General features: G+C 69.1%; 13 protein-coding genes. 4 read left to right on the top strand and 9 right to left on the bottom strand.

Annotation, left to right across the window (positions count from 1 at the left end):
* Window positions 1–69: 69 nt before the first annotated feature.
* The 3 genes from ADBZ9K_RS08745 (at window position 70) to ADBZ9K_RS08755 (ending at window position 3,431) form a co-directional block, all read left to right on the top strand.
* Window positions 70–939: a universal stress protein gene (locus ADBZ9K_RS08745; RefSeq protein WP_526619685.1), complete on the top strand. Its 870-nt coding sequence runs from the start codon at window positions 70–72 to the stop codon at window positions 937–939.
* An 86-nt stretch (window positions 940–1,025) separates the two neighbouring features.
* Complete coding sequence (dosR, locus tag ADBZ9K_RS08750; RefSeq protein ID WP_526619686.1) at window positions 1,026–1,673, top strand: hypoxia response regulator transcription factor DosR/DevR; 648 nt, start codon at window positions 1,026–1,028, stop codon at window positions 1,671–1,673.
* A 24-nt stretch (window positions 1,674–1,697) separates the two neighbouring features.
* A complete protein-coding gene (locus ADBZ9K_RS08755; protein ID WP_526619687.1) occupies window positions 1,698–3,431 on the top strand; it encodes a GAF domain-containing sensor histidine kinase in 1,734 nt (577 codons plus the stop codon).
* A 15-nt stretch (window positions 3,432–3,446) separates the two neighbouring features.
* Here the strand turns inward: ADBZ9K_RS08755 and ADBZ9K_RS08760 are convergent, their stop codons facing one another.
* Window positions 3,447–4,328: a universal stress protein gene (locus ADBZ9K_RS08760; protein ID WP_526619688.1), complete on the bottom strand. Its 882-nt coding sequence runs from the start codon at window positions 4,326–4,328 to the stop codon at window positions 3,447–3,449.
* A gap of 170 nt (window positions 4,329–4,498) precedes the next feature.
* On the opposite strand from ADBZ9K_RS08760, the gene otsB reads away from it, so the two are divergent.
* Window positions 4,499–8,533: a trehalose-phosphatase gene (otsB, locus tag ADBZ9K_RS08765; RefSeq protein ID WP_526619689.1), complete on the top strand. Its 4,035-nt coding sequence runs from the start codon at window positions 4,499–4,501 to the stop codon at window positions 8,531–8,533.
* A 4-nt stretch (window positions 8,534–8,537) separates the two neighbouring features.
* Here the strand turns inward: otsB and ADBZ9K_RS08770 are convergent, their stop codons facing one another.
* From ADBZ9K_RS08770 to ADBZ9K_RS08805, 8 genes are all read right to left on the bottom strand, one after another.
* Window positions 8,538–9,146, bottom strand: a complete 609-nt coding sequence (locus ADBZ9K_RS08770; RefSeq protein WP_526619690.1) for an Rv1733c family protein — start codon at window positions 9,144–9,146, stop codon at window positions 8,538–8,540.
* A gap of 5 nt (window positions 9,147–9,151) precedes the next feature.
* Entirely contained in the window at window positions 9,152–10,174 is a 1,023-nt protein-coding gene (locus ADBZ9K_RS08775) for an Acg family FMN-binding oxidoreductase (RefSeq protein WP_526619691.1), read from the bottom strand.
* Between the two features lie 121 nt (window positions 10,175–10,295).
* Window positions 10,296–10,796, bottom strand: coding sequence for a flavodoxin domain-containing protein (locus ADBZ9K_RS08780; protein WP_526619692.1), 501 nt, complete (start codon window positions 10,794–10,796; stop codon window positions 10,296–10,298).
* Window positions 10,793–11,377, bottom strand: a complete 585-nt coding sequence (locus ADBZ9K_RS08785) for a hypothetical protein (protein ID WP_526619693.1) — start codon at window positions 11,375–11,377, stop codon at window positions 10,793–10,795. Before ADBZ9K_RS08785 ends, ADBZ9K_RS08780 begins: the two co-directional genes overlap by 4 nt.
* 96 nt (window positions 11,378–11,473) lie before the next feature.
* Window positions 11,474–11,677, bottom strand: coding sequence for a (2Fe-2S)-binding protein (locus ADBZ9K_RS08790; protein ID WP_526619694.1), 204 nt, complete (start codon window positions 11,675–11,677; stop codon window positions 11,474–11,476).
* A gap of 11 nt (window positions 11,678–11,688) precedes the next feature.
* Complete coding sequence (locus tag ADBZ9K_RS08795; protein ID WP_526620839.1) at window positions 11,689–12,279, bottom strand: fatty-acid--CoA ligase; 591 nt, start codon at window positions 12,277–12,279, stop codon at window positions 11,689–11,691.
* Window positions 12,280–12,335: 56 nt separating this feature from the next.
* Entirely contained in the window at window positions 12,336–12,638 is a 303-nt protein-coding gene (locus tag ADBZ9K_RS08800) for a hypothetical protein (protein ID WP_526619695.1), read from the bottom strand.
* Window positions 12,635–14,149: a class I adenylate-forming enzyme family protein gene (locus ADBZ9K_RS08805; protein WP_526619696.1), complete on the bottom strand. Its 1,515-nt coding sequence runs from the start codon at window positions 14,147–14,149 to the stop codon at window positions 12,635–12,637. The genes ADBZ9K_RS08800 and ADBZ9K_RS08805 overlap by 4 nt, the downstream gene beginning before the upstream one ends.
* Between the last annotated feature and the right edge of the window lie 2 nt (window positions 14,150–14,151).

Consider the following 14,151-nt stretch of genomic DNA (forward strand, 5'->3'; position numbering starts at 1 on the left):
CCCTCAGAGTCGCCGCGCGACGACGATAACGTCGGCACAATAGAAGTGCCGTCCCTGGGGGAGTCACCGATGCCCGAACCGTTCACACCGCCGTCGATCGTCGTCGGCGTTGACGGGTCCCGGGGTGCCGTGCGCGCCGCCTTGTGGGCCATTGACGAAGCCGTGAGCCGCGACATCCCGGTGCGCCTGGTGTACGCGATCGAGCCGAACGGCGCCGATCCTGCCGACCCCCAGGAGGAGGCGCGCCAGCTGGCCAGCGCCGAGCTGGCGGTGCGGTATGCGGCGACCGCCATCGAGGCCACCGAGCGACCGGTGAAGGTCGAGATCGAGATTCTGCACGGCAAGCCGATCCCCACCCTGGTGGCGGCCTCGGGCGCGGCGGCCATGATCTGCGTCGGCGCGGTCGGGCTCAAGCACTTCGACCACAACCGCATCGGTTCGACGGCCACCGCCCTGGTGTCCCACTCGCATTGCCCGGTGGCCATCGTGCGCGGGTCGGACCGGGGTGCCACCCACGACCCGGGCTGGATCGTCGTCGAACTCGACGAGTCACCCGACAGCGCCGCGGTGCTGCAGGTGGGAGTCGGCGAGGCCCGGTTGCGCGGCGCCCCGTTGCGGGTGCTCAGCTCCTGGCAGTCGCGCTACACCGACGTCCACGACTCGCACGCCGTGGCCGACGGCAACCGGATGGTGCGCGCCCAGCTCGACCGGCGGCTAGCGCACTGGAAGCACCGCTACCCCGACCTCGACGCGCGGCCGGTGGCCGTACACGGCAGCGTGCTCAACTACTTGGCCAAGCACGCCGAAGAGATTCAGCTGGTAGTGGCGGGCGCGCGCGACGCCGAGAGCCTCGAGGAACTGCTCGGGCCCACCGGTTCGGCGGCCCTGCACAACACCGATTGCTCAGTTCTGGTGGTCGATCGCCAGCGCCTGTTGTGACGCGCAGTAGCTGCGGCCCGTTATCGTTGCAGGACGGGCTGCGGTTTTCTGGCCGCGGCGTGTTGCCGACCCGGAAGGCGCAGCACATGGTCAAGGTCTTTCTCGTCGATGACCACGAAGTCGTTCGCCGCGGCTTGATCGACCTGCTCTCGGCCGATCCCGAGCTCGACGTCATCGGTGAGGCAGGCTCGGTCGCCCATGCGCTGGCCCAGATCCCGGCGCTGCGGCCCGACGTCGCGGTGCTCGACGTGCGCCTGCCCGACGGCAACGGCATCGAGTTGTGCCGCGACCTGCTCTCCAAAATGCCCGACCTGCGCTGCCTGATGCTGACCTCATTCACCTCCGACGAGGCGATGCTGGACGCGATCCTGGCCGGCGCCAGCGGGTACGTCGTCAAGGACATCAAAGGCATGGAGCTGGCCAAAGCGATCAAGGATGTCGGCGCGGGCCGTTCACTGCTGGACAACCGGGCGGCGGCCGCGCTGATGGCCAAGCTGCGCGGTGCAGCCGAACGCTCCGACCCGCTGTCGGGCCTGACCGAACAGGAGCGGGTGCTGCTCGGCCTGCTCGGCGAGGGTCTGACCAACAAGCAGATCGCGGCCCGGATGTTCCTGGCCGAAAAGACCGTCAAGAACTACGTATCCCGGTTGCTGGCGAAGCTGGGCATGGAACGACGCACCCAGGCCGCGGTATTCATCTCCAAACTCGATCAGGGTCATCACTCCGAAGACTGAAGCATCGGCCCGATTGGTGGCACGATGGAGCCCGTGACCGACCACGTCGGAACGCAGGGGGATTACAGCAGCGGATCACCGGTGCGTGAGACGCTGTCGCAACTGCGGCTGCGGGAGCTGCTCATCGAGGTCCAGGACCGGGTGGAGCAGATCGTCAAGGGCCGGGACCGGCTCGACGGCCTCGTGGAGGCCATGCTGGTGGTGACCTCGGGGCTGGAACTCGACGTCACGCTCAAAACCATCGTCAACACCGCGATCGAGCTGGTGGACGCCCGCTACGGCGCGCTGGGTGTGCGCGGCCACGGCCATGAGCTCATCGAGTTCATCTACGAGGGCATCGACGCCGAGACCCGCACCCGCATCGGCCCGCTGCCGGAGGGGCGCGGCGTGCTGGGGCACCTCATCGACGAGCCCAAGCCGATTCGGCTGGACAACATCCTGCAGCACCCGGCCTCGGTGGGGTTCCCGCCGAACCACCCGCCGATGCGCACGTTCCTGGGCGTGCCGGTGCGCATCCGCGACGAAGTGTTCGGCAACCTCTACCTCACCGAGAAGGCCGACGGCCAGCCGTTCAGCGAGGATGACGAGGTGTTGGTGGAGGCGCTGGCCGCCGCGGCAGGCATCGCCATCGACAATGCCCGCCTCTACGAACAGTCCCGCACCCGGCAGTCCTGGATCGAGGCCACCCGCGACATCGGCACCGAACTGCTCGGCGGCGCCGACCCGGCCCGGGTGTTCCGGCTCATCGCCGACGAGGCGCTCGGCCTGACCGCCGCCGATGCGGTGCTGGTCGCTGTGCCCACCGACACCGAACTGCCGACCTCCGAGGTCCGCGAGCTCGTCGTGGTCGAGACGGCGGGCGTGGTGGGCCCGGCGCGCTCGGCGCCGCCGATCGCGGTCACCGGCAGCATCATCGGCTCGGCATTCGCCACCCGCACACCGCGGCGGTTGGACCACATCGGCGGCGAGCTGGCGGCCATGCCCGAGGCGGGCCCCGCGCTGGTCTTGCCGCTGCGCACCACCGAGACCGTGGTCGGTGTGGTGGTGATCCTGCGCCGCAGTGGCGGCCAAGTCTTCAGCGCCGAGCAGCTCGACATGATGGCCGCCTTCACCGACCAGGCCACGCTGGCCTGGCAATTGGCCAGCACCCAGCGCCATCTGCGCGAACTCGATGTGCTCTCCGACCGTGACCGGATCGCCCGCGACCTGCATGATCACGTGATCCAGCGACTCTTCGCGATCGGGCTGTCGCTGCAGGGCACCATCCCCCGCACCCGCAACACCGAGGTGCAGCAGCGCCTGATCGAGACCGTCGACGAGTTGCAGGGGGTCATCCAGGAGATCCGCACCGCGATCTTCGACCTGCACGGCGGCGCACCGGGCAGCACCCGGCTGCGGCAGCGGCTCGACGAGGCCGTCGGCGCGTTCCCCGGCTCGGACCTGCGCACCACGGTGCAGTACATCGGGCCGTTGTCGGTGATCGACGCCGCACTGGCCGACCACGCCGAAGCGGTGGTCCGCGAAGCCGTCAGCAACGCGGTCCGCCACGCCCACGCGCGCACGCTGATCGTCAACGTCCGCGTGGAGGACGAGCTGGCGATCGAGGTGATCGACGACGGCCGCGGGATGCCGGCCGACGTCACCGCCAGCGGGCTCAACAACTTGCGGCGCCGCGCCGCCGAGGTCGGCGGTGACTTCAGCGTGGGCGACGCACCGGGCGGCGGCACCGTCCTGCGCTGGGCGGCGCCGCTCACCTAGTCGGCCGGTGCGTCGTCAGCGGGCGACGATGACCGGCATCCGCACACCGTGGACCACCGCCGTACTGACCGAACCCAGCAGCATGCCGGCGAACCCGCCGCGCCCGTGGCTGCCGACCACCACCAGCTGAGCCGACTCCGACTGCTCGATCAGCTGACGAGCCGGCCGGTCGGCGACCACCACTCGGCGCACCAGGACATCGGAATAGCGCTCCTGCCACCCGGCCAGTCGCTCGCTGAGGGTTTCCTCGCCCAGGGCCTGCATGGTCGACCAGTCCACGCCCGGGAATTCGAATACCCCGGTGTCACTCCAGGCGTGCACAGCCACCAGGTCGACACCGCGGAACGAGGCCTCCTCGAACGCGATCGCCAGCGCCCGCTCCGAGGCCGGCGAACCGTCCACACCGACGACCACCGGAGCCTTCGACGGATGCGTCATCAGCGGGTCCTCGTCGTGGATGATCGCCACCGGCACGTGGGAATGGTGCACCAGCCCGGTGCTGACCGAGCCCAGCAATCCGCGGGCCAGGGCGCCGCGACCCCGGCAGCCGACCACGACCAGCTCGGCATCCTTGGACAGGTCGACCAGCGTCGGCACCGGAGGGCCGGACACGATCTCGGCGGTGACCTCAACCGGATGCCCCTTGCTGGCATCGGCGGCCGTCTGGCGCGCGCTCTCGAGCACCTTCTGGGCCGTCTCCTCCTGCCACTGCAGGTAACCGACCGGCATCGGCACCTCCGGGAAGGTCATCACCACCGGCGGGTTGAGGACGTGGACAAGTTTCAGCGGAACCCCGCGCATGGCCGCGTCGCGCGCGGCCCAGTCGACGGCGACCTTGGACTCCGGCGAACCGTCCACCCCGACGAGGATACCGAGTTTCGTTGCGGAAGTTGACATTTCATTCTCCTTCAGGCTCGTTACGCGACTCGGCGTCCGGCGTCTGGGGCCCCGACACCGCCACCTACGACGCTAGGGTCCACAAGTCTGGAGATCATGAGGCGTTGGTCCCATCCCCCATGGCCACAAGGCCCTGATCGCATCCGCGCCGGTGTGGCAGTCTCGCTCACATGGCGAGCGAGAGCCCGTTCGGTGTCCGCGCTGGCATCGTTGACCGCGACGGCCCCGATATCGGATTGCCGGTCGCGATCGACCCGCGTTTCCACGATGCCGTGCTGTTCGATCTCGACGGCGTGGTCACCGACACCGCCTCGCTGCACGAGGCGGCGTGGGCCGAGGTGTTCGACGACTACCTGAGCCGGCGCGCACCCTCGGATGCCGAAAACCATGCTGCCTTCACCTCTGTCGACTACCGGCATTTCATCGACGGTAAGCCGCGTTACGACGGGGTGCGGGACTTTCTGGCTTCCCGCGGGATCGTTCTGCCGTGGGGCGCGCCCGCCGATGAGGGCGAGAACACCGTCTGCGGTCTGGGCAACCGCAAACAGCAGCGCTACCTGGCCAAGATCGCCGACGGCGTGCCGACGTTCTCCTCGACGGTGTCGCTGGTCCGCCGGCTCGACGAGCTGGGTGTGGGCACCGCGGTGTATTCGGCGAGCCGCAACTGCGCGACCGTGCTGGAGTCGGCCGGCATCGGTGGGTTCTTCGCGGTCCGGGTCGACGGCGTGACCGCTGACGAACTGGGCCTGCCGGGCAAGCCCGACCCGGCGATGCTGCTGGAGACCGCTCGGCGCCTCGGTGCCAGGCCCGGCCGCTGCGTCGTCGTCGAGGACGCCGAGGCCGGCGTGGCGGCCGGGCGCGCGGGTGGGTTCGGACTCGTCATCGGGGTGGACCGGACCGGGGACGCCGGGCCGAACCTGCTGCGGTGCGGGGCCGACACGGTCATCGGCGACCTCGCCGACGTCACAGTGCGGGCGATCGACCGGCGGATGTCGGCACTGCCCGACGCGCTGCTGTCGTTCGGTCAGGTCGCCGGCGTGGTGTCGGCCCGTCGCCCAGCCCTGTTCTTCGACTTCGACGGCACGCTGTCCGACATCGTCGACGACCCCGCCGCGGCGACCCTGGTTCCCGGCGCAGACAAGGCGCTGCAATCACTGGCCTCCATGTACCCGGTCGCGGTGCTATCGGGTCGCGACCTCGCCGACATCCGGAGCCGCATTGCCATCCCCGGCCTGTGGTACGCCGGCAGCCACGGGTTCGAGATGGTCGGCCCCGACGGCGCGTATCACCAGAACGAGGTCGCCGCCGCCGCGGTGCCGGTGCTGGCGCAGGCCGCCGAGGAGCTCGGCGCCGACCTGGCCGGGATCACCGGAGTCGTCGTGGAGAACAAGCGTTTTGCGGTCGCGGTGCATTTCCGCAATGCGGGGCCGGACGCCGACGCCACGGTGACGGCCGCGGTCCACCGGGCCGGAAGCCGGCACGGGTTGCGGGTGACGGCCGGGCGCAAGGTCGCCGAGCTGCGGCCGAACCTGGACTGGGACAAGGGCAAGACGCTGGAGTGGATCACCGACCGCGTCGCGGGCTCCGAACCGCTGCTGCCGATCTATATCGGTGACGACCTGACCGATGAGGATGCCTTCGACTCCGTGCTGCACGACGGCATCGGCATCGTGGTGCGCCACAGCGAGGATGGCGATCGGTCCACCGCGGCCCGGTTCGCACTCGCCGATCCGGACCACGTCCGGGAGTTCATCGAGCGACTGGTGGACCAATGCGATGTCGATCGGCAGAACCTCTCCAGCCCTTGGTCATTCACCTTCGGCGGGTACATTCCCGAGCAGGAGCGACTGCGCGAGGCACTGTGCACCGTCGGCAACGGCTACCGCGCCACCCGGGGCTGCGCCCCGGAGGCCGACCCGGGTCCGTTCCACTACCCGGGAACCTATGCCGCCGGGCTCTACGACCGGCTCACCGACGAGATCAGCGGAGTGCGGGTCGAAAACGAGAGCCTGGTCAATCTGCCGAACTGGCTGTCGCTGAAATTCCGGATCGACGGCGGCGACTGGTTCGACATCGACACCGCCGAGGTCCTGACCTACCGGCAGTGCCTTGATCTGCGCCACGCCGAACTGACCCGCGAGTTCCGGTTCCGTGATCCCTCCGGTCGCACCACCAGGGTGGTTCAGCGCCGCATCGCGGCCATGCACCTGCCGCACGCCTGCGCACTGGAGACCACGATCTGGGCCGAGGACTGGTCGGGCACCATCGAAATCCTGTCCATCGTCGACGGTGACGTGCGCAACGCGGGCGTCGAACGCTACCGGCAGCTGGCCAGCGACCATCTCGTGGCCACGACGACCACCGAGCTGTCACCGAATTCGGTGCTGCTGGTCTGCGAGACCGTCCAGTCGCGAATTCCGATCGCGGTCGCCGCCCGCACCAGGGTGTGGCGCGGCGAGGCCCAGCTGGAGGCCGACGGCCAGTTCGTTGACGAGCACCGCCGAGCCGGGCATGACTACGTCCTGAACGTCTCCCCCGGCGAATCGGTGACCGTGGAGAAGATGGCCACCATCTTCACCGGCCGCGACCACGCGATCTCCGAGCCCGGTGACGCCGCCCAGCGGCTGTTGGGTCAGCTGGGTCGCTACGCCGACCTGCGCGAAGGGCATGCCCGCGAATGGGCGCACCTGTGGGAACGATTCGACATCGCCTTCGATGACAATCCCGATGCCATGCGCGTGGTTCGGCTGCACCTGCTGCAGCTCCTGCAGACCGTGCCCAATCGCGCGGTGGACCTCGACGCCGGAGTGCCGGCCCGCGGTCTGCACGGCGAGGCCTACCGCGGCCACATCTTCTGGGACGAGTTGTTCGTCTTCCCCGTGCTCAACCTGCGGGCGCCAGAAACCACCCGATCCCTGTTGCGCTACCGCTACCGGCGGCTGCCCGAGGCCCGCCGCGCCGCACGCGAGGCCGGCTATGCCGGGGCCATGTTCCCGTGGCAGTCGGGCAGCGACGGACGCGAGGAAAGCCAGAAGCTGCACCTGAACCCGAACTCGGGGCACTGGAATCCCGACGCCAGTGCGCGGGCCCAGCACATCGGCAGTGCCGTCGCCTACAACGTGTGGCAGTACTACCAGGTGACCGGCGACCTCGAGTATCTGATCGAAAACGGCGCGGAGATGCTCGCCGAGATCGCCCGGTTCTGGGTCAGCCGGGCCGAATTCGACGAGACAAGAAGCCGTTTCGTGATCCGCGGGGTGATCGGGCCCGACGAGTTCCACTCCGGCTACCCCGATGCTCCCTACGACGGCATCGACAACAACGCCTACACCAACGTGATGGCGGTGTGGGTGATCGTGCGGGCGCTGGATGCGCTGGACGCCCTGCCGTTGCGTGACCGCCTCGATCTGATGGAGCGGCTCGGCATTCACGGCCGCGAGCTCGACCGGTGGGATGACGTCAGCCGCCGGATGTATGTCCCGTTCCACTCCGCCTCGGGGCCAGCGCCCGGAGGAGAGGTGATCAGCCAGTTCGAGGGTTACGGCGATCTGGCCGAGCTGGATTGGCACGGGTACCGGCAGCGCTACGGCAATATTCAGCGACTCGACCGGATCCTGGAGGCCGAGAACGACAGCGTGAACCGGTATCAGGCCTCCAAGCAGGCCGACGTGCTGATGCTGTTCTATCTGCTGTCGGCCGACGAGCTGCGGGAGTTGTTCGCCCGGATGGGATATCGGTTCACCCCGGAGCAGATTCCGCAAACCGTCGACTATTACCTGCACCGCACGTCTCACGGTTCGACGCTCAGCGGTGTCGTGCATGCCTGGGTCCTGGCTCGCGGTGACCGCGAGCGCGCCATGCGCTACTTCCAGCAGGTGCTGATGTCCGATGTGGCCGACATCCAGGGCGGCACCACCGCCGAAGGCATCCACATCGCCGCGATGGCCGGCAGCATCGACCTGCTGCAACGGTGCTTCACCGGCCTGGAGACCCGGGCTGACCGGCTGATCCTGTCCCCGATGTGGCCGGAAAGCCTTGGTGCACTTCGCCTACCGATCTACTACCGGGGCTACCGGCTGCATCTGACGATCCTGGGCCGCAGCGCCGAGATCAGTGTGGACCCCACCGACCATCCCGCCATCGAGATCGAATGCCGCGGAACGGTGCAGCGACTTACACCCGGATCGGCCCTGCGTTTCTCCTGATCGATCAGTGGTCGCTGTTGGTGCGCCCGCCGCCCTCGTCGACCAGGGTGCGCAGCCCCTGGTCCCACTGGTTGTGGCGGCGGCGATCGAGGCGGAACCGGACCAGTCCGACCGTCGCGGCGGCCAGCGTGACGACGGCCAGCCAGATCACCGCCCCGACGCTGATGCCGTCCGCGGCCGCCCGCTCGGCGCGGGGCGGCGGCCCGGCGTAGTCACCCGTGCCGTCGACCCAGACCGTCAGTTGTTCACCGGCTTTGGTGGGTCGGTCCCAGGCGAAGGTGCCCTCGTGGGTGACCCCGTGGTCCTGCCATCGCGCGTGGGCGGCGAAATTCACGCTGTAGGGCCGTACGGTCGTGTCGCCGTCTTCCACGACGGTCGCGGTGACGGTGTGGCGGGCCTGCACCTGCGCGGCGTATGCCGTGACGCGGCTGGAGTAGACGGCGGTACCGACCGCACCCGCGACCGGGATGGCCAACAAGATGGCCGCAACGGCCAGCAGCACCGCCAGCACCTCGATGCGATCGGTAGACCGCACCAGCGGGCTTCGCCCGAACAGTCGGGCGAACCAGCCTCGGCCCGGGCCGAACAGGATCGTGTCCACGGATCTGCGCACGAGTGTTACCCAGCTTGCGTCATCGTGTCCGAACCGACGATGAAGGCACCATCGTTGAGCCAGTCGGCTGCCTCGGGCAGTGGCCGACGCGGTGTGGCCGGAAGCGGGTCGGCGTTGACCGCAGCCCAGCCCACCCGCAGCAACATCTGCGGAAACCCACTGGTGCCGAACACGTCGGTGCGTACCGCGTCACGCGTCTCGGGCACCTCGAGCGGCTCGGTCACCGGGCACGTCGCCAACCCCATGGCCGTCGCCGACAGCAGCACCAGGCTCGTGGCCTCACCGGCCCGCAACCGGGCCAGGTCATCGTCGGTCTCGGTACCCAGCGCGAGCATCACGGCGTTGTCCTCGACCGGCGATGTTTGCGGTGGCTGCTTGAGCGCGGGGCCGGCAAACATCCGCACCGGGATCCTCGCCCGAAAATCGGCCGCCGGGGTGTTGCGAGCGGGGACGCCGGCCACCGAGCCGTAGCGTCCGCTCCAGGCGTTGAGTTCGGTGAGGTAGTCGGTGTCGGTGGCGTGCTTGCGCACCGATTGGGCGACGATCTCGTTGAGTTGGGGCAGCAGGTCGATCTGGCGCAGCATCACACCCGCGCGCGCGGCCCGGGCGCCCATCAGCGCGATATCGCCGCCCGGTACCGGCCACGAACTGTAATTGCGCCGGTCGGTGCGTCGTCGGGCGATCGCGGCGGCCAGCGTGACATCGAGTTCACCGGCCGGCTGCGGATGCACCTCGATCGAGGCCAGATGATCGCGGTCGGCCGGGTTGGGGAAGCGGTGGATCTTGGCCTGCCAGCCCATCGCGGCCAGGGCGACCGTGCAGTGGTGCAGGGCAGCACCGCAGCTGATCAGCAGGTCGCGCCGGTCGGGGTCGGTCCGGGGCAGATGCCGGCTCGGGTCGGCGTAGAGGTGCAGGCTGTGCGGCCCGACTCGCCAATGCCAGGGCTGGGAGTTGTGTACCGAGGGGGCTTGGGTTGCCAGGGTCAGGACGGTCCGAACCGTTTCGGGGTCGGGAAAGTGCGCGCTCATGGTTCTCGCCGCCTTATGTGGTTTGCTGCTCTTACCTCCACTGTCGCCCGTGTCCGCTACCTCGGGACAGAGACGTAAGTCCTTTGCCGCGGGGACTTGTGCAGCCGGATCACGGGCGTGCTCAGCCGGTGCCGGCGGCCGACAGTTGCGCCGCGACGCTGCTCACCCAACGGCGCACCTGATCGCGATCGCGCCAGTCGCCGGACTTGGTCTTGGCCATGGCACTGGCCGGAAAGCCGGTCGCGTCGGGGGCCAGCCGCCCGCCGAACGTCGCATGACCGCGCGCACCCACCCGGGTCATCAGCGTGGCCACCTGCTTGGTGGGTGGAATCTGGGCGTGGGCAGCCGACTCGTCCAGCGGCCCAGTGCTGACCAGCCACACCGGCAGGCCACGCAGGGTCGCGGTGTGCCGGCGGACGAAGCGGCGGGCATGCCGATGCCACCGGTTGGCGTACAGCGCACCGGCCACGATCACGGCGTCGTAGCCGGACAGCTCATCGACCTCACGGGCCGGTGTCACCACCGCGGTGAGTCCCGCCTCGGCCAGGGCATCACCGATCATGGTGGCCAGTCCCTCGGTGCCACGGCGTTTCGAGCCGTAGGCCACCAGCACCCGAGTCACGGCAACGCTTGCGCGTCGGTCTCGATCTGGCGCAGCGTGGCCCGCAGGATGTGCGCCACAAATGGCCGGATCAACCACCAGTACCGGGCGAACTTGCGGGCCGACTCCGGATCGGTTGTCGCGGTTCGGCATTCGTAGCTGAGTAGGGTCTTGCCGGGACCGTATGGCAGCACCGAGAAATTGGCGGCGATCTTGCCCCACCCCGGTTCGGCGAAGCCGGGGAAGTCGGCCGCGTCGACGTCGCGCCACTCGATCACGGGCTGCCAGAACCGGCCGACCGCGCCGAAGACGATCTCCCGGCCGGGTCGCTCCCCCAGCACCAGCCACCCGGGCATCCCCACGCCCTCGCCGATCACCAGTCGCGGCAATCGCGGCGCCGGACGGCCGGTGAGCCACTGCGGCAGCTGTCGCATCCACATGGCCGCGTCCAGTAGCGGCGAGTGCACCCGCAGCAGGTCCAGGCCGCGGGCCGCGGCGAAGGTGGTCGGCGGATCCCGGGGCACCACGATGTGCTCGGCGATCACCACGTCGTAGGTTGGCATGACCGTGTCGATGACCATGCCCTCGATGCCGGTCGTCATGGGCCCATCATCGACGGTGCCGGTCCGGCACCCTAGGGGCCGACGTCCTGCACCAAGAGGACTATCGGCCCCGCCGGCTCACACACCCGTCGGTCGTCATCCTCGGTGCAGGAAACCCTTGCGGTGCTTGGGCTCTGCCGCCTCCGCCGACTCGATGATGGCGCGCACGGTGTGCCGGCAGCGGCCGCACTCGGTACCGGCACCGCACGCCTTGGCTACCTGCCGGGTGGTCGTCGCTCCGGCCGCCACCGCATCGATGACGGTCTGGCTCGTCACACCCTTACAGAGACAGACGAACATCGGTGCGGCGCTCAGGCGTTCTCGTCGATACGCATGATGTGCTGCAGCTCGCCGACGAAGATCGGCGGATAGGCACCCATCCCGGCACCGGCCATCCACTCGGCGACAACGTCGGGGTGGTCGATCCAGCGGATCGCGTCCTGCTCGGTGTCGATCTCCTGCAGGATCATCGTCTCGTGGTCGTCGTCGAAGGCCTGGAAGACCCGCAGATTACGGATTCCGGCGTCGGCGAACCGGGCCAGCGCCCGGTGAATCCGCGAGATCAGCACGGGCACGTCGGTGACCCGGGCGATGGTCGCCATGATGACGCCGGGCGTGTCGGTATCCGCATCGGCGACGGCGATCTTGTCGATCGTCTCCCCGGCGAAGATGGCCGGGATGTCCTCGAGTCCGACGGCGTCGAACCAGGCCAGGAAGGCGCGGGAGCGCAGCACCTCCAGCACGGGTTCCTTGCTGCGCAACGACATGGTGACCATGACCCGGCCGTGCTCGCGGGTCGAGGTGTACAGCAGAACATAGTGCGCGCCGAGATCGGCGAGGGCGCCCCGGCTGCGCTGCAGCACCGGCCACACCCGACCGGGGTCGGGAACCCGGTAGTCCATCGCGAGCACGAACGAGTGGGTGTCGGCGGCAGCGGGCCCGTTCACGCCGGCCCCCGCTAGTCGCTGGCCGGCAGCGGCGTGGCGGTCTTCAGTTCAAGGGCGGTGGTGCCGACACTCAATGCACCCGCCCCGGCCTTGGTGACCAGCAGTTCAGCTCCGCTGTCGTCGACGTAGCGCTTGCCCATCACGGTGCCGCCGGCGAAGTCCGGATCTAGTTGGGCCGCTGGGGATTTCTCGGCGGTCAGCGCGATCATGGGCACGCCGCCGGCGCGCAGATCGTCCAGGCGATCCGAGGAACGCACGACGATGACCTGGGTGTCGCACACCTGGCTCTGCAATCGGGTGCCGCTCTTGATCATGGCTGTCCTCCTGGGGTTAGGTGGGGCGACGGTGACGTGAGTTCGCCGGCCAGCTGCCGGCGCAGCACCTTACCGGTCGGTGTGGTGGGCAGTTCGTGGCGGAACACCACCCGGTCGGGGGTGCGCGAGCCCCGCAGGTGAGCACGCACATGGGCGCGCAGCGCCTCGGGGTCGGGGGTGATGTTCGAGACCGGAACGACGACGGCGACCATGATCTGGCCCCATTCGGCGTCGTCGACGCCGACGACGGCGGCGTCGCGAACGTGGGGATGCTCGACGAGGACGTCCTCGACTTCGGCCGGTGCGATGTTCTCCCCGCCTCGGATGATCGTGTCGTCGCAGCGGCCACCGATGAAGAGGTAACCCCCGGCGTCGAGGTAGGCGACGTCTTTGGTCGGGAACCAGCCGTGCTCGTCGAGAACCGAGCCGATCTCGGCGTACCGCCCCGACACCTGATCGCCGCGCACGAACAGCTCGCCGACCTCGTCAGGGCCCAGCACCGTCCCGTCTTTGGCACGCACCTGCACCTCGATGCCGGGCACCGGCCGGCCGACCGACCCGAGCCGCTTTCGGGTGGATTCATCGTCGGCGCGATGGGCGACCCGATGGTCCTCGGGGGTGAGAAGCGCAATCGTCGAGCTGGTTTCGGTCAGTCCGTAGGCGTTGACGAACCCCACATCGGGCAGCAGCCCCAGCGCCGTGCGCACCAGCGGAAGCGGCACCTTCGCACCGCCGTAGGCCAGCGTGCGCAACGCGGGCAGCGGGGTGGGGTTGGCCTCGAGTTCGGCGATGATGCGGTCGAGCATCGTGGGCACCACTGTCGCACTGGTGACCGCCTCGGCGGCGGCCAGCGCGATCCACTCACGGGCATCGAACCGGCTCAGGTACACCATCTTTCGGCCCGCGTAGAGATTCGACAGCGCCGCGCCCACGCCGGCAATGTGATAGGGCGGCACGCAGATCAGCGCGGCGTCACCGGGCTCGGCAGAGCCGAACTCGACGGTACCGGTGACGTAACTGGTGAGATTGTTGTGAGACAGCTCAACGGCTTTGGGCCGCGCGGTGGTGCCCGAGGTGAAAAGCACCACCGCGATATCGTCGGGGTCGGGGAATTCAGCGACCGGCGCGGTCGTCGCGGCGGCGGTGAGGAATTCCCGCGATTCGATGCACGCCACACCCAGACCGGTCACCAGGTCCCGGTAGTCGGCATCGACGACGATCAGCGGCTCCGGGAGCCGTCCGATCAGTTCGGCCAGCGCCGCGCCGGAGAGCCGGTAGTTCAGCGGTGCAAAGGCGACCGCGGCGCGCGCCGAGGCGAAGATCAGCAGCGGCAGCATGGCACCGCCCAGACCGAGGTAGACCACACTGCCCGCACCGGCGGCGGCGATCACCCCGGCACCGCCGTCGGCGAGGCCGTTCAGTTCGCCGACGGTCAACCGCTGATCCTCGGCGACTACGCCGACCCGGTCTGCGTCGGAGGCTGCCATCTCCAGCAACAGCGCGACGCTCATCG

This window comes from Mycobacterium sp. (assembly GCF_965229265.1).
In the GTDB taxonomy this organism is placed as follows: domain Bacteria; phylum Actinomycetota; class Actinomycetes; order Mycobacteriales; family Mycobacteriaceae; genus Mycobacterium.